19 protein-coding genes are annotated in these 19,468 nt (G+C 73.1%); 12 read left to right on the top strand and 7 right to left on the bottom strand.

Annotated features, from left to right (window positions below; translation table 11 throughout):
• The first annotated feature begins 44 nt into the window (after window positions 1-44).
• From ACIA8L_RS24055 to ACIA8L_RS24020, 8 genes are read left to right on the top strand one after another with little or no spacing between them, the layout of a single operon-like run.
• Window positions 45-569, top strand: a complete 525-nt coding sequence (locus tag ACIA8L_RS24055) for a chemotaxis protein CheW (protein WP_395908116.1) — start codon at window positions 45-47, stop codon at window positions 567-569.
• A complete protein-coding gene (locus ACIA8L_RS24050) occupies window positions 566-1,399 on the top strand; it encodes a CheR family methyltransferase (RefSeq protein WP_395908114.1) in 834 nt (277 codons plus the stop codon). The genes ACIA8L_RS24055 and ACIA8L_RS24050 overlap by 4 nt, the downstream gene beginning before the upstream one ends.
• Window positions 1,392-1,847, top strand: a complete 456-nt coding sequence (locus ACIA8L_RS24045) for a hypothetical protein (RefSeq protein WP_395908112.1) — start codon at window positions 1,392-1,394, stop codon at window positions 1,845-1,847. Before ACIA8L_RS24050 ends, ACIA8L_RS24045 begins: the two co-directional genes overlap by 8 nt.
• Complete coding sequence (locus ACIA8L_RS24040) at window positions 1,844-2,884, top strand: chemotaxis response regulator protein-glutamate methylesterase (protein WP_395908110.1); 1,041 nt, start codon at window positions 1,844-1,846, stop codon at window positions 2,882-2,884. Before ACIA8L_RS24045 ends, ACIA8L_RS24040 begins: the two co-directional genes overlap by 4 nt.
• Complete coding sequence (locus ACIA8L_RS24035) at window positions 2,877-3,905, top strand: methyl-accepting chemotaxis protein (RefSeq protein ID WP_395908108.1); 1,029 nt, start codon at window positions 2,877-2,879, stop codon at window positions 3,903-3,905. Before ACIA8L_RS24040 ends, ACIA8L_RS24035 begins: the two co-directional genes overlap by 8 nt.
• 18 nt (window positions 3,906-3,923) lie before the next feature.
• Window positions 3,924-4,292: a response regulator gene (locus ACIA8L_RS24030; RefSeq protein WP_395908106.1), complete on the top strand. Its 369-nt coding sequence runs from the start codon at window positions 3,924-3,926 to the stop codon at window positions 4,290-4,292.
• On the top strand, window positions 4,289-4,561 hold the full coding sequence (locus ACIA8L_RS24025) for a lipid asymmetry maintenance protein MlaB (protein ID WP_395908104.1): 273 nt from the start codon (window positions 4,289-4,291) through the stop codon (window positions 4,559-4,561). The genes ACIA8L_RS24030 and ACIA8L_RS24025 overlap by 4 nt, the downstream gene beginning before the upstream one ends.
• On the top strand, window positions 4,558-6,705 hold the full coding sequence (locus ACIA8L_RS24020; RefSeq protein WP_395908102.1) for a chemotaxis protein CheW: 2,148 nt from the start codon (window positions 4,558-4,560) through the stop codon (window positions 6,703-6,705). Before ACIA8L_RS24025 ends, ACIA8L_RS24020 begins: the two co-directional genes overlap by 4 nt.
• Window positions 6,706-6,850: 145 nt before the next feature.
• On the opposite strand, the gene ACIA8L_RS24015 is transcribed toward ACIA8L_RS24020, so the two are convergent.
• From ACIA8L_RS24015 to ACIA8L_RS24000, 4 genes are all read right to left on the bottom strand, one after another.
• A complete protein-coding gene (locus ACIA8L_RS24015) occupies window positions 6,851-8,584 on the bottom strand; it encodes a methyl-accepting chemotaxis protein (RefSeq protein WP_395908100.1) in 1,734 nt (577 codons plus the stop codon).
• 80 nt (window positions 8,585-8,664) lie between these two features.
• Window positions 8,665-9,012, bottom strand: a complete 348-nt coding sequence (locus ACIA8L_RS24010) for an STAS domain-containing protein (RefSeq protein ID WP_395908098.1) — start codon at window positions 9,010-9,012, stop codon at window positions 8,665-8,667.
• A 1-nt stretch (window position 9,013) separates the two neighbouring features.
• The gene (locus ACIA8L_RS24005; RefSeq protein ID WP_395908096.1) at window positions 9,014-11,563 is read right to left on the bottom strand and encodes a SpoIIE family protein phosphatase; all 2,550 of its coding nucleotides are present in this window, start codon (window positions 11,561-11,563) and stop codon (window positions 9,014-9,016) included.
• Window positions 11,564-11,566: 3 nt separating this feature from the next.
• Window positions 11,567-12,367: an alpha/beta fold hydrolase gene (locus tag ACIA8L_RS24000; protein ID WP_395908094.1), complete on the bottom strand. Its 801-nt coding sequence runs from the start codon at window positions 12,365-12,367 to the stop codon at window positions 11,567-11,569.
• A 336-nt stretch (window positions 12,368-12,703) separates the two neighbouring features.
• Between ACIA8L_RS24000 and ACIA8L_RS23995 the strand changes: the two genes are divergently transcribed.
• Entirely contained in the window at window positions 12,704-13,948 is a 1,245-nt protein-coding gene (locus ACIA8L_RS23995) for an MFS transporter (RefSeq protein WP_395908092.1), read from the top strand.
• A 4-nt stretch (window positions 13,949-13,952) separates the two neighbouring features.
• Window positions 13,953-15,152 carry an MFS transporter gene (locus ACIA8L_RS23990; protein WP_395908090.1) on the top strand — a complete coding sequence of 400 codons (1,200 nt, stop codon included), beginning with the start codon at window positions 13,953-13,955 and terminating at the stop codon, window positions 15,150-15,152.
• 35 nt (window positions 15,153-15,187) lie between these two features.
• Here the strand turns inward: ACIA8L_RS23990 and ACIA8L_RS23985 are convergent, their stop codons facing one another.
• Entirely contained in the window at window positions 15,188-15,787 is a 600-nt protein-coding gene (locus ACIA8L_RS23985; RefSeq protein ID WP_395908088.1) for a pentapeptide repeat-containing protein, read from the bottom strand.
• Window positions 15,788-15,848: 61 nt separating this feature from the next.
• Between ACIA8L_RS23985 and ACIA8L_RS23980 the strand changes: the two genes are divergently transcribed.
• The gene (locus ACIA8L_RS23980) at window positions 15,849-16,679 is read left to right on the top strand and encodes a patatin-like phospholipase family protein (RefSeq protein ID WP_395908086.1); all 831 of its coding nucleotides are present in this window, start codon (window positions 15,849-15,851) and stop codon (window positions 16,677-16,679) included.
• 78 nt (window positions 16,680-16,757) lie between these two features.
• On the top strand, window positions 16,758-17,549 hold the full coding sequence (locus ACIA8L_RS23975; protein WP_395908085.1) for an SDR family oxidoreductase: 792 nt from the start codon (window positions 16,758-16,760) through the stop codon (window positions 17,547-17,549).
• 74 nt (window positions 17,550-17,623) lie between these two features.
• Here the strand turns inward: ACIA8L_RS23975 and ACIA8L_RS23970 are convergent, their stop codons facing one another.
• Window positions 17,624-18,403: an SDR family oxidoreductase gene (locus ACIA8L_RS23970; protein ID WP_395908083.1), complete on the bottom strand. Its 780-nt coding sequence runs from the start codon at window positions 18,401-18,403 to the stop codon at window positions 17,624-17,626.
• Complete coding sequence (locus ACIA8L_RS23965; protein WP_395908081.1) at window positions 18,400-19,251, bottom strand: alpha/beta hydrolase; 852 nt, start codon at window positions 19,249-19,251, stop codon at window positions 18,400-18,402. The genes ACIA8L_RS23970 and ACIA8L_RS23965 overlap by 4 nt, the downstream gene beginning before the upstream one ends.
• Between the last annotated feature and the right edge of the window lie 217 nt (window positions 19,252-19,468).

Raw genomic sequence — 19,468 nt, 5'->3', positions numbered from 1 at the left:
AGGCCGGGGTAGGCGATCGGAGCGCACACAGGACGGGCAGAGCGGTGAGTATCACCCACAGGGCCGCAGACGACGCGCAGCCGGCCGGCGGGCTCGAGGCCGGGCGGTACCTCACGTTCACGCTGCACGATGAGGCGTACGCGCTCGACATCTTCCACGTCATCGAGATCATCGAGTATCGGGCGCTGACGGCGGTGCCGATGGCGCCGGACTTCGTGCGGGGCGTCATCAACCTGCGCGGGCGGGCGGTGCCCGTGGTCGACCTCGCCATCCGCTTCGGGCAGCGTGCGACCGCCGTCGCGCGGCGGACCAGCATCATGATCGTGCGCAGCGGCGATCAGGAAATCGGCATCCTGGTCGACATGGTCAACAAGGTCGTCGGCTTCGGGCCGGGGGACCTCGAGCCGCCGCCGACGTTCGGCACGGGCATCCAGCCGGAGTTCATCAGCGGCATGGCGCGCCGCGAGCACGACTTCATCATCGTGCTCGACCTCGAGCGGACCCTGTCGCCGGCCGACGTCGCGGTGCTCAGCCAGGCCGGCCGCGACTTGGCGGACGAGAGTCCGTGACCGGATCGCTCCAAACCCCGCCGGAGATCACCGGGGCGGACTTCGCGGCGATCAGCGCGCTGCTGCACGAGCGCACCGGCATCCGGCTCGTGCCCGGCAAGGAGACGCTCGTCATGGGGCGGCTCAGCAAGCGGCTGCGGCAGCTGGGTCTGCGCGGCTACGACGAGTATGTCCGGCTCCTGCGCACACCCGGCGGCCACGAGCTCGGCCAGGCGATCGACCTGCTCACCACCAACGAGACGTCGTTCTTCCGGGAGCCGCAGCACTTCGAATACCTGCGCGACACGATCGTGCCCGAGCACCGGCCGGGGCGGATGTTCCGGCTGTGGAGCGCGGCCAGCTCCAGCGGCGAGGAGGCGTACACGGCGGCGATGGTGCTGCTGGAGAAGCCACCGGCCGGCGGGTTCGAGATCCTCGGGACCGACGTGTCGACCCGGATCGTGGCCGGAGCGCGGCGCGGGCTCTACCCCCTCGAGTCGGCCGCCCGGATCCCGATGGAGCTGCTGCGCAAGTACTGGCTCAAGGGCCGCGACGAGTACGCCGGGCTGATGGCGGCCGGCGCGACCCTGCGCGAGCGGGTGTCGTTCCAGCACGCGAACCTGCTCGACGACCTGCGGGACCTGGGCCTGTTCGACGTCATCCTGCTGCGCAACGTGATGATCTACTTCGACCCGCCGACGAAGGCGGCGCTCGTGCGGCGGCTCCAGCAGATGCTGTACCCCGAGGGCCACCTCATCGTGAGCCTGTCCGAGACGCTCAACGGCATCCCGGCCCGGCTGCGGATGATCCGCCCGTCGATCTACCGGCTCCCGGCGGGCTCCCGTGACTGACGAGGTCTTCCTGCACCCGGGCGAGTTCTGCTTCGCCGAGGCCGGCACCCGCATCTCGACGCTGCTCGGCTCGTGCGTCTCCGTCTGCCTCTGGCACCCCGGGCGGCGCATCGGCGGCATGTGCCACTACCTGCTCCCCGGGTCGCACCGCGGCGACGGGCGCTACGCCGGTGGGGCCTTCGACCTGTTCCTCCGCGAGCTCGACCGGACCGGGACGGAGCCTTGGCAGTACCACACGAAACTCTTCGGCGGCGGTGCCCAGCTGCTCGAGGGCCGGGTCGCGGCGGCGAACGTGGCGGCCGGCCTGGCGCTGCTGGAGCGGCACAGCTTCACGCTCCTGACCAGGGACGTCGGCGGGACGGGGGCGCGGTTCCTGCGCTTCGACCTCGACACCGGTGACGTCTGGGTGCGCCGCAACAGCGGCCGCGGGCTGGGCGTGGCGTCATGACGACCCGGGTGCTGATTGTCGACGACTCGGCGGTGGTACGGCAGGTGCTGTCCGCGGTGCTCAGTGGCGCGTCCGGCATCGAGGTGATGGGCACGGCGCCCGACCCGATCAAGGCGATGACGATGATGCAGCGGGCCTGGCCCGACGTGATCGTCGTGGACATCGAGATGCCGCGCATGGACGGGCTGACGTTCGTCAAGCAGGTCATGGGCACCCGGCCCACACCGATCGTCGTGTGCTCGTCGCTGGTCGGCGCGGGTGCCAAGGCCGGGCTGGAGGCGCTCGCGGCGGGCGCGGTGACCGCGGTGGCCAAGCCGACGAGCGGGCTGAAGCAGTACCTGGAGCAGGACAGCGGCAACATCGTGGCGGCCGTGCGCACCGCCGCCACGGGCCGGGCCCGGCGCGTGGATCGCCCGGCGGCCCGGCTGGCCGAACCGGCCCCGGCGCGCCGGACGCAACAGCGGCGGCCGGAGCGGCGGGTCGTGGCGATCGGCACCTCCACCGGCGGCACCCAGGCCCTCGAACGGGTCCTGACCGTGCTGCCGTCCCGCTCGCCGGCCGTGGTCGTGGTACAGCACATGCCCGAGAAGTTCACCGCCGCGTTCGCCGAGCGCATGAACACGCTGTGTGCGGTCGACGTGCGCGAGGCCGCCGACGGCGACCGGGTCCAGGACGGCCTCGTCCTCGTCGCGCCGGGCGGGCGGCACATGGAGCTGCTGCCCGACGCGGCCGCCGGATATCGGGTCCGGGTCTTCGACGGCCCGCCGGTCAACCGCCACCGGCCCTCCGTCGACGTGCTGTTCCGGTCGGTGGCGAGAGCGGCGGGCGCGGACGCGCTCGGCGTGATCATGACCGGGATGGGCGACGACGGCGCCCGGGGACTGCTGGAGATGCGCCAGGCGGGCGCCGTGACCGTCGCCCAGGACGAGGCGACGTGCGTCGTCTACGGGATGCCCAAAGAGGCGGTGGCGCTCGGCGCGGCTGAGCGCGAGGTGCCGCTCCCGGCGATAGCAGAGGTGATCCGCAACCATGGCTGAGGCGCTGTACATCCTCATCGCACTGCTCGCCGGCCTGGCCGGCGGCTTCGCCCTCGGCCGGCGCCGACCGGCGGCCCCGCCACCCGCGCCGGCCGCCGCCCCGGACGCGTTCCGCCGCGGGGTCGGCGCGTTCGCCGAGGAGGTGGCCCCGGTCTGGTCGGCCCAGATCGAGTCGTCGCGGGCCCAGATGGAGTCCGGGATCGCCGCCGTCACCCAGCAGTTCAGCCAGATCGTCGACAACGTCGACGCCGTCCTGGCCTCCTCGGCCGATGCGATCGACAGCGGCGGCGCCGGGTCGTTCGACCGCGGCCGGGAACGGCTGGGCAACGTGGTCCGCACGCTCGACGACGCGATGCGGGCCAAGCGACAGGCCGTGCACGACCTGTCCGGGCTGGCCGCGTTCAACGACGAGCTCAAGCAGATGACCGCCGACGTGGCCCAGATCGCCGCGCAGACGAACCTGCTGGCCCTCAACGCCTCCATCGAGGCGGCCCGGGTCGGCGCGGCCGGCGCCGGCTTCGGCGTGGTCGCGCTGGAGGTCCGGCGGCTGGCCGACCGGTCGCTGCAGACCAGCGAGCAGATGGCGGACAAGGTCGCGGGCATCGGCGCGGCGATCGGTTCGGTACTGGCCGGGGCCGAGGGCGACGCCGAACGCGAGAGCGTGGCCGTGGCCCGGGCCAACGACGACGTGCGGGAGGTCATCGACGACCTGCAGGACGTCGTGAACCGCTCGCGGGACTCCTCGCAGCGCCTGGAACGGGCGGCCGTCGACATCCGCTCCACCATCTCCGACGCGATCGTCAACCTGCAGTTCCAGGACCGGGTCGGCCAGGTGCTGCAGCACCTCGAGGACAACATCAGGCTGCTGCCCGGCCACGTCGCCGGCGCACCGGACACCGGGCCGCAGGCGCGGGCGCTGCTGGAGGAGCTCGAGCGCACCTACACCATGCAGGGCGAGCTGCAGGCCCACCGCTCGGGCGCGGTGACCGAGGCCCCCGAGTCGGAGATCACGTTCTTCTAGTTGTTGTGGAGGCGGCACATGTCCAAGACCGTTCTGATCGTCGACGACTCGGCCTCGGTCCGGCAGGTGGTCACGATCGCGCTGAAGGGCGCCGGCTACGAGGTCATCGACGCCGTCGACGGCCAGGACGCGCTGCGCAAGCTGGCCGGCAAGCGGGTCCACCTCATCATCTCCGACGTCAACATGCCGAACATGGACGGCATCACGCTCGTCGGCGAGGTCCGCAAGCAGCCCGACCACCGCTTCACGCCGATCATCATGCTGACCACCGAGTCGCAGGAGGAGAAGAAGCGGCAGGCCCAGGCGGCCGGCGCGAAGGCGTGGGTGACCAAGCCGTTCCAGCCCGCGCAGATGCTCGCGGCCGTCTCGAAGCTCATCGCGCCGTGAGCACCCGGCTGGACCTCGACGGTGAGCTGACCATCGTCTACGCGGCCGAGCAGCACGAGCAGCTGCTGCGCTTCCTGACCGGCGGCCCCGACCTCGAGCTCGGCCTCGGCGGGGTCACGGAGCTCGACACCGCCGGGCTGCAGGTGCTGCTGCTGGCCGTGCGGGAGGCGCGGCGGCGGGGCCTGCGGCTGCGGCTGACCGACCTCAGCCCGGCCGTGCGCGACGTGCTGGCCGTGGCCTGGCTCACCCCGGACCTGGAGGCGGCGTGAACGAGGACGACCTGCGCGACGCGCTGGACACCTTCATCACCGAGGCCCGCGAGCTGGTCCAGGACTTCGAGGAGGGCCTGCTCGAGCTGGAATCCGCGGCCGACGGCCCGGAGGCGGTCCGGAGCCTGTTCCGGGCCATGCACACGCTGAAGGGCTCCTCGGGGCTGTTCGGGCTGGGCCACATCGTGTCGTTCACGCACGTGCTGGAGTCCGTCCTCGACGACCTGCGCGAGGGCCGGCTCCAGGTCAGCGCCGGGCTGGTCAGTGCGATGCTGCCGTGCGCCGACCACATCACCGCCCTGATCGACGGGGTCGCCGCCGGCCACACCGAGCCGAGCCCGGCGGAGCAGGAGCTGAGCACCCGGCTGCTGGCCGGCCTGGAACCGTTCCAGTCCGCCGGTCCGCCGCCGCCCGCGCCGGTGTCCCCGGCCGCGACCGGCGCGCGGACCTGGCTGCTGAGCATCTGGTTCGGGCCGGAGTGCCTGCGCAACGGCATGGACCCGTTGTCGTTTCTGCGGTACCTCACCGGCCTCGGCACGATCGGCCACCTGGTCACCCGCACCGACGCGCTGCCGCGGGCCGACGAGGCCGACCCGGAGGTCTGCTACCTCGGCTTCGACCTGGAGTTCACCACCGCCGCGGCCAAGGAGGAGATCGAGGCCGTCTTCGAGTTCGTCCGCGACGACAGCACGATCCGCATCCTGCCGTCCGGCGAGGCGGCCGACCTCATCGCCGCCCTGCCCGAGGAGGACCGGCTCGGCGACCTGCTGCGCCGCGGCGGCGTCGTCACCGACCGCGAGCTGGCCACGGCCCTGGCCAAACAGCACACCGGCGAGTCCGCGGGCCGGCCGCTCGGCGAGATCCTGGTCGAGGAGCAGATCGTCCAGCGACCCGTGGTCGAGGCGGCGCTCAACCGGCAGCGCAAGACGGCCGAGAGCCGGCAACAGGACAATCAGACGATCCGGGTGTACTCCTCCCGCCTCGACAAGCTCATCGACCTCGTCGGCGAGCTGGTCATCGCCCAGTCCGGGGTGGCGACGGAGGCCGGCCTGTCCGAGGCCCAGGCGCACGTGCTCCGGCTCGTGGAGGAGGTCAGGCACACCGCCCTGTCACTGCGGATGGTGCCCATCGGCACCACACTGCGCCGGTTCGAGCGGGTCGTTCGCGACGTGTGCGTCGAGCTCGGCAAGGAGGTCGACCTGGTCATCACCGGCGGCGACGCCGAGATGGACAAGGCGCTCGTCGAACGCATCGGCGACCCGCTGCTGCATCTGGTCCGCAACGCCCTCGACCACGGCATCGAGCCGCCCGCCGAACGCGAACGGCTGGGCAAACCGGCCCGGGGCCGCCTCGCGCTCAACGCCTACCACGACGCCGGCAGCATCGTCATCGCGATCTCCGACGACGGCCGCGGCCTGGACCGCGAGCGGATCCTGGCCAAGGCGGTCGAGCGGGGCCTGGTCGCCCGCGGCGAGACGCTCAGCGACCAGGAGGTCTACGCGCTCATCTTCGAGGCCGGCTTCTCCACCGCCGCCACGGTGTCGAACCTGTCCGGCCGCGGCGTCGGCATGGACGTGGTCCGCGGCGCGGTGACGGCCCTGCGCGGCAGCATCGACGTGCAAACCACCCCCGGCGCCGGCACGGCCATGCTGATCCGGCTGCCGCTCACCCTCGCGATCATCGACGGCTTCCTGGTCTGCTCGGGCGACACCCACTTCATCATCCCGCTGGACCGCGTCATCGAGTGCGTCGAACTGCCGGCCGAGGCCCGCGGCCGCTCCTTCATGCACCTGCGCGGCCAGACCCTGCCGTTCGTCCGGCTGCGCGACGTGTTCGGGCTGCCCGGCCGCCCTCCGCGCCGGCAGAGCGTCGTCGTGGTCGAACACGCCGGCCAGCGCGCCGGCTTCGTCGTCGACCAGCTCCTCGGCCAGTCGCAGACCGTGATCAAGCCGCTGGGCAAACTGTTCCAGGAAGTACGCTGCGTCGGCGGCTCCACCATCCTGGGCAACGGCGATATCGCCCTGATCCTCGACATCGACGCCCTGGTCTCGCAGTACGTGGCCCGCGACCGCTCCACCACGACCCGCCCCAACCTCCTCGCAACGCCCGCCGGCACCGTCGTCGAGGCCACCGCCGCCCGCTGACCACGCTTCGATCCCAGCATGGGGACCTTGCAGCGGCGCAGGCGACAAAGGCACCGTCTACCTGGCTGTCACCAACACCGCGGTGTGACCCGGCGCGCGGGCCCGCTCGTCGCCGGGCGGGCCCGCGGCCGGCGGCGGCGCGGTTTCAGAAGCGGTCGAACTTGGTCGGGTCGAGGTCCGGGGCGTCGGAGCGGCCCGCCGAGGCTGAGACCAGGGCCGGTGCCGGGCGCTGGGCGCGGCCGTTGCCGCCGCCGTTGTGCCGGTGGGCGCCGCGGTCGTAGCCGGCCGGCAGCGCGGCCCGGGCGCCACCGCTGCCGCTGCTGTTGCCGTTGCCGGCGTCGGTGACGAAGAAGGTCATCAGGTCCTGCAGCTGGTGGGTCTGCGCCGCCATCTGCTCGGAGGTGGCGGCCAGCTCCTCGCTGGACGACGCGGTCTGCTCGGTGACCTTGCCGATCTGGGTCATCGCGATGTTGATCTGGCGGACGCCGGTGGCCTGTTCGCTGCTCGCCGCCGCGATCTCCTGCACCAGGTCCGACGTGCGGGTGATGCTCGGGATGATCTCGCTGAGCAGGCCGCCGGCGCGTTCGGCGGTCTGGACACTGCCGGCCGCGAGCTCGCTGATCTCCTGGGCCGCGACCTGGCTGCGCTCGGCGAGCTTGCCGACCTCGGTGGCGACGACGGCGAAGCCCTTGCCGTGCTCGCCGGCCCGGGCCGCCTCGATCGTGGCGTTGAGCGCGAGCATGTTCGTCTGGAACGCGATGTCGTCGATGATGCTGATCTTGCTGGTGATCTGTTTCATCGCGTCGACGGTGCGCTGGACGGCGTCGCCGCCCTGTGCGGCCTCGCCGGCGGCCTGGGCGGCGATGCGCTCGGTGGTCGTGGCGTTGTCGCTGTTGCCGCTGATGCTGGCGGTCATCTGTTCCATGCTGGCGGTGGTCTCCTCGACGCTGGCCGCCTGCTCGGTCGCGGCCTGCGACAGGCTCTGCGACGCGCCGCTGATCTGGTTGGACGCGTTGGCGAGCTGGTGGGTCGAGTCGACGACGGTGCGCACGGTCTCGGAGAGCCGGTCGAGCGCGCTGTTGAGCGCGGTGCCCATCATCCCGACCTCGTCGCGGCTGTCGACCGGCAGCCGCTGGTCGAGCCGGCCCTGGGCCAGCCCGGTGAGCACGGCGACGGTGTTGCGCAAGGGGCGGGAGACGGCCCGGACCACGACCGTCACCATGCCGAACGTGATGACGATGGCGAGCAGCGTCAGCCCCAGCAGCAGCAGGCGCGCGGTGTCGTAGTCGCGCTTGGACTCCTCCAGCGCGCCCTTGGCGGCGGTGTTCTGCCGGGCGACGAGGCTGCCGAGCGTCGCGGTGAGACGCTGCGCGACCGGGTCGACCTCCTCGCGGCTGATCCGGTTGTACTCCACGTAGTTGCTGGCCCGCGCGGCCGGGATCGACTTGCCGTTGAGGATCTTCTGGTAGTCGGTCCACGCGGCCTCGAACGCGGCCCGGTCGGTCTTGCCGGCCGCGTCGCTGTCCCGGCCCACGTACGCCTTCCAGCTCTCGTTGAGCCCGGAGACGGCGTCGGTGATCTTCTGCTCCGCGGCCGCCGCCTCGGCGTCGCCCTGCGCCAGGGCCAGTCCGCGGACGGAGAAGCGGACCTGGAGATAGTCGTTGGCCACGTCGTCGAGGATCTGCACCGACTGCAGGTTGCGGTTGTACAGCGAGTTGAGGCGATCCTGACTGTTGCCCAGATACAGCAGCCCGATCAGCCCGACCCCGGCCAGCAGCGCACAGACCACGATGGCGACGGTGCGCAGCTTCCACGCGACGGACACATTGCGAAAGGCGGACCCGAAGGATCGGCGATGCGGGACCGTGGCAGTGCTCATCTCGGCTGCTCCCCCCAATGGCGTAGTACAGCCACACCAATCGGGCCGGGCGCGCCCCAGCTGAGCATTCCGCGCAGCGGCTATTTCGTCATCGCCGCCACGGCCGTGTCGACGTCCTCGGACAGCAGGTCGGGGATGAAACCGATCAGGTCCAGCGTGAACCGGACCATCCCGTCCATCGGGGCGGCCACGCGGACCGGGGCGCCGCGGTCGCTGAACGCGGTCACCACGCGGTCCAGGCACAGCAGGCCCGCGCTGTCCAGGAACGTGGTCTCGGTCAGGTCGACGACGACGCCGGTCGTGGCGCGGACGCTGACCAGGACGTCGCGTTCCACCAGGGGCGCCGTGGCATGGTCGATCTCGCCGAGCAGCTGGACGACTTCGCAGCCGCCCGTGGTGTACACCCGGATTTGACGCTCGCCGTCCATCTCAGCGCCTCCCGCCCCCGGTGTTGCGGCGCATCAGCACCGTCGTCCCGCCCGTGCCGCGATCGATGATCAGCCCGTCCATGAGGCGTCCGATGAGCGCCAGGCCACGGCCCCGCTGCAGGGCCCCGCGGGGCGGACGCCACTGGCCGGTGTCGGTGACCCGGACGGAGACGGTGACCCCGTCCACCTGCGCCAGGACGCCGACGTTGCGGCTTTCATCCATGTCGTACCCGTGTTCGATCGCGTTCGCCACGGCTTCCGCGGTGGCCAGGACGACACCGAAGCGGTCGTACTCGCCGACGCCCTGGTGACCCAGCCAGTTGTCCAGGGCGGCCCGGAAGCCGGCCAGGGACTGCATCCGCGCGGGCACCTCGGCCCGGAACGGCGGCGCGTCCGCGTAGTCCAGGGCCAGCAGGCACATGTCGTCATGACCGCCGCCGCCGGGGAGCATCGCGTCGCTCAGCTCGGTCGCGAGGGCGTCCAGCGGCGTCTGCCAGTGCTCGGCGGCTGCGGCGGCGAGGCGGTCCAGACCGTGGTGGAAGCGTTCGCCGCGGCGTTCGACCAGACCGTCGGTGTACAACATCAGCCTCGAACCGCGGGGGACCGTCAACCGGGCCTCGCTGCGGGCCCGCCCGGCCGACGTGGCACCGAGGGGGCCGGACCGCGCGTCCCAGAGGAAGCTCGGGACCCCGCCCGGGCCAACCAGCAGCGGCGGCGGGTGCCCGGCGCAGGCGTAGCGCAGCTCACCGCTGTCCAGCGCCAGCTCCGCGTAGGCCAGGGTGGTCATCTGCCCGGCCGCGAAGTGCGACACGAAGTCGTCCATGTGCCGCAGGACCTCGGCCGGCCCGTCGTGCGCGGTCGCGAGCGCCCGCACGGCGCTGCGCAGCTGGCCCATGGCGCTGGCCGCGTGCAGGCCCCGGCCGACGACGTCGCCGACGACGATGCCGACGCTCTCGGCGGAGGTGGCGAACACGTCGTACCAGTCGCCGCCGACCTCGAGGCTGTGGACGGCCGGGCGGTAGGCGGTGACGATGTGGTAGCGCGGGTCCGCCGGCCATTCGCCGGTGAGCAGGCTGCGCTGCAGGGTGTGCGCGACCTCCCGGTCGCGTTCGGCCAGCCGCGCGTTGTCCAGCGACAGCCCGGCCCGGTCGGCCAGGTCGGCCAGGAACTCCGGCCCGACGTGCCCGGCCCCGGCGACGTCGCCCCCGGCCAGCAGCAGCGTGCCGAGGACGGCGTTGCGGGCCCGCAGCGGCAGCACCATGGCCCGGGCGCCGTCGGCGGTCATCAGCGGTATCGCGGCGAGGGCGCCGGCCCGTCCGGCCGCGTGCACCGAGGCGAGCACGTCGTTCGGGATGGCCCAGCCGCCGCCCGGGCGCGGCGGCGCGCAGGCCTGCCACGCCGGTTCGCCGGACGAAGCCGGCCGACCACGTTGCCCGCCGACGAGGCCGGTGTCGCCTGACCGCGAGGCCGGCCGACCACGTTGCCCGCCGGCGAGGCCGGTGCCGCCCGAAAGCTCACCGGCGGCGTCGAGGTCGATCTGGGCGTAGCCGGCGACGCCGGGCACGAGCAGCTCGACGAGGCGCGCGGCGCGCACGGTGAAGCCGACCGTCTCGTCGAGGTCGCGGCTGAGCCGGGCCAGGAACCCCGACTGCCAGGCCCGCCGGGTCGTCTCCTCCAGCAGCCGGATCCGGTCGAGGGCCTGGCCGGCCTGGCGGCCGACGGTGCGCATGAGCTCGATCTCGTCCTCACCGAACGTGCGCGGCGGGGCGTGGCCCGACTCGTCCGGGGGCAGCGGCGCGAACACGAAGGACACCACTCCCAGCACGCGCTGATCGGCCAGCAGGGGCGTGACGAGGTGCAGGCCGCCGTCGTCCTCGGCGTGGCGGACCACGTCGAGCAGGGCCGCGGCCCGCGCCTCGGGGGCCTGGTCGTCGAGGGAGATGAACTCGGCCTGGAAGTCGTCGCCCAGCCGCCGCAGTGCCGCCTCGGCCGGTTCGATCAGCCAGACCCGCGTCTCGGTGGCCGTGAACGCCTCGTCGCCGACCCGCACGATCGGGTCGACGATCTCGTCGGCCCGCTCGATCGCGGCGCAGCGCACCACCATCTCCTGCAGCAGCCGGATCCGGGTCGCGTTGCGCTCGGCGCTGCGCCGCTCGGCCAGCAGCTCCCGCTCGTAGGTGCGGCGCTCCTTAATGTCGAACACCGCCATCCGCACGAGCGCCTGGCTGCCGGCCGGGCCGGCCCGCAGCACCGCGTTGACGAGCGCGTCGAGCCGGGTGCCATCGGCCCGGCGGAACTCGGCGGCGATCTCACCGACCTCGCCCTGGATGTGCAGCAGCGGCGCCAGGTGCGTCTCGTGGAAGATGCGGCTGCCGGCCATGTAGATCTCGTGGACGCGGCGGCCCGTCAGCTGGTCGCGGCGGTATCCCGTCCACCGCAGGAAGGTGCGGTTGGCGCGCACGATCGTGCCGTCCGGCAGCAACGACAGGTATCCGCACGGCGCGCTGTCGTAGAGGTCCTCGGCGTTCTCCTCGGGCAGCGGCTCCGGCACGCCTCAGCCCGTCCGCAGGAAGCCGTCGATGGCCGCGAAGGTCTCCTCGGGCGCGCTGAGGTTGGGGCAGTGGCCGGTCGCCTTGAGCACGATCAGGGTGCTGCCGGGGATGTTGGCGTTGGTGTATGCCCCGACCTCCTGCGGCGCGATGACGTCCTGCGAGCACTGCAGGATCAGCGTCGGCACGGTGACCTCGGCCAGGTCGGCCCGGTTGTCCGAGCGGAACGTCACCTCGGCGAACTGCCGCGCGATGGCCGGGTCGGTGCGGCAGAAGCTGTTGGTCAGCTCGTCGCCGAGCTCGGGCCGGTCGGCGTTGCCCATGATGACCGGGGCCATCGCGGCCGACCAGCCGAGATAGTTGCTGTCGAGGCTCTCGAGCAGCTCGTCGATCTCGGTCGCGCTGAAGCCGCCGTAGTAGTCGCCGTCGTCGATGTATCGCGGGGACGGCCCGACCATCACCAGCTTCGCGAACCGCTCCGGCTCCTTGTTGGCCGCCAGCAGCCCGATCATGGAGCTGACCGAGTGCCCGACGAACACGACCTGGTGCAGGTCGAGCTCGTGCAGGAGGTCGAGCAGGTCGTCGGCGTAGCCGCTGAGCGAGCCGTGCCGCTGCCGCGAATAGGCGGCCAGGTCTGAGTTGCCGGCTCCGACATGGTCGAAGAGCACGACCCGATGATCGCCGGCGAACCGTGGCGCGACGAAGCGCCACATGTTCTGGTCGCACCCGAATCCGTGTGAGAAGACCATGGCTGGGGCGTTCTCGGGACCGAGCAGCCGGACGTTGTTCCGCTCCACAACGCTCACGGCCAGTGACGCTACTCGTGCCCGCCGTGCGCAAACAAGGGGTCAAATGGCTACTGGTTTGTTTCCGTCGATTTCGCGGGACCGGCGCGCCGCGGCGCCGGAGTGGGGTCATGCGGTGCAGGTGAAGGCGCCCGGGCCGGTCGATGTCACGTTCGGCGACGAGGTGCGTACAGCCTCCGGGCGGCGGCGCCTGGCCGGGCCGCGCACGCTGTCGATCACGCGCGGTGAGATCATCCCGGCCGCCGAAGTGCGGGATGGCCGGCGGCGCGGTACCGTGTTGCACGCGAGTCGATGTCCCAGTCCGACCTGTCTGGCTGCTCGTGCGGAGCGTTCGCCGTGCATACAGGTCGCTGGTCGTTGCTGTTCGTTCCCGGTGCCGCCCGGTTCTTCGCCGCCGCCGTGGTCGCGCGGCTGGGTGTGGCGATGACCGGGCTCGCCATACTGTGGGCCGTCCAGGCGACGTCGGGGTCACTCGCCCTCGGTGGCGCCGGCACCGGTGCGTTCGCCATCGCCGAGGCTTCGGTCGGGCCGCAGGTCGCCCGCCTGATCGATCGCTGGGGCCAGCGCCGGGTCGTCCCGGTCACCGGCACCGCGTTCGTCGGCTCCGGGGCGGCGCTGATCGCCGTCTGCGGCGGTGCTTCGCCGGCCTCGCCGGTCGGCTCCTACCCGGCCTGGTCGGTCGTCGTGCTGGCCGCGGCCGCCGGTGCGACGGTTCCGCCCGTCGGTGCGTTGTCCGCGGCTCGGTGGCGGCACGTGCTGGCCTCGTGTTCCAGCCGCCTTCCCGCGGCATTGGCGTTGGAGGGCGCGGCCAACGACACGGCCTTCCTGCTCGGGCCGGTCCTGGTGACCACGCTCGGCACCGGCGTGGTCGCCGGGGCCGGGCTGGCCCTCGCCGTGCTGCTCGTCGGCGGGGGAGTGGCCGGTCTGCTGACCGCCACGGCCACCGAGCCGCCACCGGGTGGGCCGGCGCGCGGGCTGCTCGTCGACCGCCGCCTGCTGCACCGCCGGTTCGCCGCGCTGTTCGCGGCCAACCTGGCCATGGGGCTCTTCTTCGGCGGCATCGGCGTGGCCATCACCGCGTTCGCCCTCGCACACGACGCCGGTGCGCTGGCCGGCCCCATCATGGCGGCCGCCGGTGTGGTGAGCCTGGCCGCCGGCCTGGTCTACGCGGCGGCTGCAACACGTTGCAGCAACAGCCGACCGGCTCCGGTGATGCTCACCGCCGCCCTCGTCATCACCGCCGGCTGCGCGGCCCTGGCCCGCACACCCGGCGTGCCGGTCATGTTCCTCGGCTACAGCCTGGTCGGCGGGTGCGTGGCCCTGGTCCTGATCCCGGGTGCGGTGCTGGTGGCGGCCGTCACCGACCGGGCCGTGTACACCCAGGCGCTGACCTGGATCAACTCGGCCAGCGCGCTGGGGATCGCCGTCGCCGCCCCGGCGGTCGGGTGGTGCACCGGCCGGTTCGGCTGGTCGCACGGGTTCCTGCTGCTCGCCGGTTGCACCGCACTGCTGCCGCTGACCCTGCTGCTCGCGTATCCGCTCCTGCGCGATGTCCGAATCGGCGGCCGCGGATCGTCGTGATGACGTGACTGTCATTGCCGTGTTCTTTCTCAACGGCCTCACGCTGTCGACGTACATCGTGCGGGCGCCGTCGTTCAAGTCCGCGTACCAGCTGACCGACGGGCAGGTCGGGCTCTCGGGGCTGCTGTTCGCCCTCGCGGCCCTGGGCTGCATGCAGCTGGTCGGCCCGCTGATGGCCCGGGTCGGCACGAGGGCGGTGCTGCGCTGCACCCTGGCGGTGATGCCGGTGCTGCTGGCCGGCCTGGCCGTGGCGCCCGGCGCGTGGTGGTTCACCGCCGGTGCCGCCGTCCTCGGTGCGGTACACGGGACGACCGACGCCGCGATGAACGCCACCGCCGTGGCCGTCGAACAGCGCGGCGGCCGCCCGATCATGAACAGCTGCCACGCCGGCTGGAGCGTCAGCGCCGTGGTCGCGTCCCTGGCCACGGCCGCCCTCGCCCACGCCGGCGTCGCCCTGACCACCCACCTGGTCACGGCCGGCGCCCTGCTGCTCGTCGCCGGCCTGGCACTGGGCCCGCGCCTGCCCGCTGCACCTGTTTCACCGGCCGCGGGTGTCACGGCTTCACCGGCCGCCGGTGCCGCGGCGCGGACCCGGGCGCCATGGACCCGGCCGCTGCTCCTGCTCGGCCTCACCGCGACGATGCTCATGATCTGCGAGGGTGGCGCGCTCGGCTGGGGCGGCATCTTCCTGCACGACGTCCGGCACGCCTCGGTGAGCCTGGCCGCCGCGGCGATCACCGCGTACACGGGCGGCCAGGCCGCGGGCCGCCTCTTCGGTGACCGCCTCGCCGTCCGGTGTGGCCCGCGACTCGTGTTCCGCACCGGCGCCGCCGTCGCCGCGGCCGGTCTCGCCGCGGCGGTGCTGGCACCGGCCCCGGCCGTCGCGGTCGCGGGTTTCGCGCTGACCGGCCTGGGCGCCTCGGTCCTGATCCCGCTGACGTACAGCGCCGTCGGCCGCCTGCCCGGAGCCGACCCGGCCACGTTCGTCGCCCGGATGACGACGTTCACCTACACGGGCATCCTGCTCGGCCCGGCCCTGATCGGCTGGCTCGCCGAGCAGATCGGCCTGCTGAGCACCATGACCGCACTGGTACCGCTCCTCGTGCTCGCGGCCGTCGTGTCCCCGATGGACAACCGGCGCCCGCCGTCGGACACCGCACCCGGCGTGGGCGACGAGGTGCCCATCGCCGGCCGCGCCGCTTGACGTGATGGCCTCTGCGGCGGCCGGGGTCAGGCGTTTCACCCCGGCCGGGGAACGAGGTGGCCGTCGCAGGTGGCGGCGGTCGACTTGGTGCCGTCGGGGCAGACGGCGTTGATCCAGCTGGTCGCCGCGACATTCGCCTTGTCGAGTCTCGCACCGCGCAGGTCGGAGTCGGTGAGGGTCGCCCCGGAGAGGTCCGCGCCGGTGAGGTCGGCCGCGCTCAGGTCGGTACGCAGCAGGGAGACCGCATGCAGGTCCGCGCCGCGCAGCCGGGCCCGCTCCAGGCCGACGTCGGTCAGGGTCGCGCCGCGCAGGATCGCCGCGCCGAGGTCGGCCCCGCGCAGGTCCACCTCGGTCAGGGCGGTGTCGCGCAGCGTGGCCCGATAGAGGTTGGCGCCGCGCAGGTCGGCCGAGCCCAGCGGGCCGTCGAGCACCGCACCTTCGAGGTTCGCGCAGCGCAGCGGGCGGCCGTCGAGGTCCAGCGCGGTCACGGTCCGGCCGTGCAGGTCGAGCGCGCCCGGCCGGTCGCAGCGGTGGCCGTGGCCGGTGCCGCCGCCACTGCCGCGACACGTCAGTGCCGCGGCGAGCAGGGCGAGCGCGATGAGGGACAGCCCGCCGACCTTCCGCAGGGCCGGCATACCTCCATCGTTCCCGCGCGCCCGACGTGTGCCGGGTGAGCGCATGGGTAAGTTGGCGGTCATGACGAGAGCACTGGTCCTCGGTGGCGGCGGAATCACCGGCATCGCCTGGGAGTTCGGGATCCTCGGCGGCCTGGCCCGGGCCGGGTTGACGGTCGGTGACGCCGACATCATCGTCGGCACCTCGGCCGGGTCCGTTGTCGGCACCGTCGTCGCCGCGGGGCTGCCCCTCGAGGACGCCGTGGCCGCACAGACCGCGCCCCCGGGGCCGGGCGCCCCCGCTTCGGCCGTGGACCTCACCCCGGCGATGGCCGCGTTCGCGCTGATGGCCGACCGGTCCCAGCCGCGCGCCGAGATCATGGCCCAGATCGGGCAGCTGGCTCTGGCCGCCCCGACCGTCGACGAACAGACGCACGTCGCCCGGATGGCCGTCCAGCTGCCGGTGAGCGACTGGCCCGCCGGCGACCTGCGCATCACCGCGGTCGACACCGCCAATGGCGAGCCCGCCGTGTTCGACCGCGCCTCGGGCGCGCCGATCGAGCTCGCCGTGGCCGCCAGCTGCGCGGTGCCGGGCCTGTTCCCGCCGGTCACCATCGACGGCCGGCGGTACATGGACGGCGGGGTCCGTTCCGGCACGAACGCCGACCTCGCCGAGGGCGCGACCGCGCTGCTCATCGTCGCCCCTCTCAGCGGCCCGCTCCGCCCCCTGATCGAACGAGAGATCGCCACGGTCGGAGCCGCCCGCAGCCTGGTGATCGAGCCGGACGAGGCCGCCCTCGAAGCCATCGGCCCCAACGCCCTCGACCCGTCCCGCCGGGCGCTCGCCGCCGAGGCGGGCCTGCGCCAGGGCGCGGCACTGGCACAGTCGGTCCGCGAGCTCTGGAACGCCTGAAGCGATCGGCCGCGGTCCGCGGTGACGGCCGCGGTCCGCGGTCTCGGTCGGGCGGCCGGGCGGCGGTATGGTGCTGCGATGGAACGCACCGCGCTCGTCACCGGGGCTTCGTCGGGAATCGGCCGGGCGACCGCGGCCGCGCTGGCCGCGAAGGGGTATCGGGTCCTCGGCACCAGCCGCAAGCCGGAGACGCGGCCCGGCTCGCCGGTGGAACTGTTACCGCTCGACCTGGGTGACGACGCGTCGATCGAGGCCCTCGCCGCCCGCGTCGGGCCGGTCGACGTGCTGGTGAACAACGCCGGTGAGAGCCAGTCCGGCCCGTTCGAGGAGCTGCCCGCCGACGCGCTGCGCCGCCTGTTCCAGGTGAACGTGCTCGGCGCGGTCCGGCTGACGCAGCTGCTTCTGCCGGGCATGCGGGAGCGCGGCTGGGGCCGGGTCGTGATGGTCGGCTCGATGCTGGCGTCGTTCCCGCTCGCGTACCGCTCGTCGTACGTCGCCACGAAGGCCGCGCTGAAGGGGTTCAGCGACGGGGCCCGGCACGAGTACTCCCCGTTCGGCGTCTGGTTCACCACGGTCGAGCCGGGCTCGATCAACACGGGGATCAGCGAACGGCGCACGAAGTACACCTCGCAAAGCTCTCCGCACCGCGCCGACTTCGAACGCATGCTGTCCGCCCTCGACCGCAACGAGGCCGCGGGCACTCCGGCGGACCGGGTGGCCGCGACGATCGTCAAGGCGATCGGAGCCGCCCGGCCGAAGGCCCTGTACGCGGTGGGCAGCAACGCGTCGCTGGTCTTCCCGCTCCGCCGCCTCCTGCCCGGCACCCTGGTCGAGAAGGCCACCCACCGCCGCCACGACCTGCGCCGCTGACGTGTGTTTCCACCCGCGGCCGCGCCGCCGGGCCCGGGCAAGTCGATGCCGGGGCCCGGCGGCGCGGCGTCGCATCACAGGCTGGTGAGGAGGCCGCCGTCGATGCCGAGGTTGGTGCCGGTCACGTTGGCGGCCAGGTCGCTCGCCAGGTACACCACCGACGCGGCCACCTCCTCCGGGGTGCTGAACCGGCCCGTCACCGACTGCCGCGCGGCCCCCGCCGCGATCTGCGCCGGGTCGCCGCCGCCCTCCTTGGCCAGGGTTTCGGCCACCCCGCCGGAGCCGAGCCACAGGTCGGTGCTGACCGGGCCCGGGCTGACCGTGTTGAACCGGACGCCCCGCGGGCCGGCCTCTTTCGACATGGCCTTGGAGAAGTTGACCAGGGCCGCCTTCGCCGCCGAGTAGTCCATGACGAGCGGGTCGGGCAGGGCCGCGTTGACCGACGCGATCGTGATGACCGCGCCGCCGCCCGCGGCGTAGAGGTGCGGGAGCACGGCCCGGATGGCCCGCACGTGCACCAGGAAGTTGATGTTGAAGGTGTCGACCCAGTCGGCGTCGGTGATGCTGTCGAAGCCGCCGGGTCGCGGGTGTACCGCACCGACGTTGTTGACCAGCAGGTCGACCCGCCCGAACGCGTCGGCGGCCGCCTCGACCAGCCGGGCCGGGCCCTCCGCGGCCGCGAGGTCGACGGCGACCGGGAGGACCGCGCCGTCCGCGGCGAGCTTCTCCAGCTCCCCGCCGACGGTCCGGGTCCCGGCCACGACCCGCAGGCCCGCGGCGGCCAGCGCGCGGACGACGGCCAGGCCGATGCCCCGCCCGGCCCCGGTGACGACCGCGACCCGCGAACCGGTCATGCCTCGACCGGCTGCCCGGCGGCGGTGCCCGGCTCCGCGGCCTTCGCGATCGCGTCCGCGTGCTTGGCCAGCCAGTCCAGCGTGGCGTCGGCGACGTCGCCCCAGCCGTGGTCGATCGTGAGGGAGTGGGCCCGGTCCGGGAACTCGAGGATCTCGGTGATCGCGTTCGAGTGGCGGTACTGCTTCAGCGTCGCCTTGGTGACCGCCTCGGGCACGGTGTGGTCCTTGCCGCCCATCATGAGCAGCAGCGGGCCCCGCATCTCGTTGGCGGTGTCGACCTTGGCCGGCGAGTGCGGGTCGAAGTTGGCCGCGGCCGCCTCGAACAGCGGCTTGCCCGGCGCCGGGATCGCCCACCGCTCGAACAGCTCGTCGGACTCCTCGGCCGGGATCGCGTTGCCGAACGCGTAGCGGAACTGCTCGGGCGTCAGCGACACCGACCGGTGCCGGTTGGCCGGGTTCTTGAACACCGGCAGCGTCGCCCGCAGCGCCGACAGCGGCAGCGGCAGCACGCCCTTGATCTGCGCCGCGTCGATCGCGACGGCGGCCGCGGCCAGGTCGAGCCCGAGCAGCTTCTGCGCGATCATCCCGCCGAACGAGTGCCCGACGAGGATCGGCTTGGTGCCGAGCCCCTCGATGATCTTCGCGAAGTGCGTGACGACGTCGTCGATGCCGTGGTTGGCGATGGCCTCCGGGTTGGCCCGGGCCTCCGCGACGGTGTCGGGGTCGCCGGGCCAGCCGGGCGCCGAGGCCGTGTAGCCGGCCGCCCGGAACCGCTCGATCCAGCTGTTCCACGAGGTGGCGTGCAGCCAGAGGCCGTGGATGAACAACACGGGCTGTTGTGTGGTCATGGCACTACCGCACCACGGCGCGCGCGTCGTTCGAACCCAGGAGACACCCCAGTGAAGAACGCACGACACCCAGCGAAGAACGCACGAGACACCCAGTGAAGAGTCGCGGGGGGGGGGGGGGGCCCCGCCCCGCCGCGGCCCGCCAAACCCCCCACCACGGGGGGGAGTGGGGGGGGGTTTGGGGGGGGGGGGGGTTAGTGGTGACGCCAAAACCGGG

Origin of the sequence: Dactylosporangium sp. NPDC051541, assembly GCF_044454505.1 — a bacterium.
Lineage (GTDB): Bacteria > Actinomycetota > Actinomycetes > Mycobacteriales > Micromonosporaceae > Dactylosporangium.
This window is presented reverse-complemented; position numbering and strand designations above follow the sequence as displayed.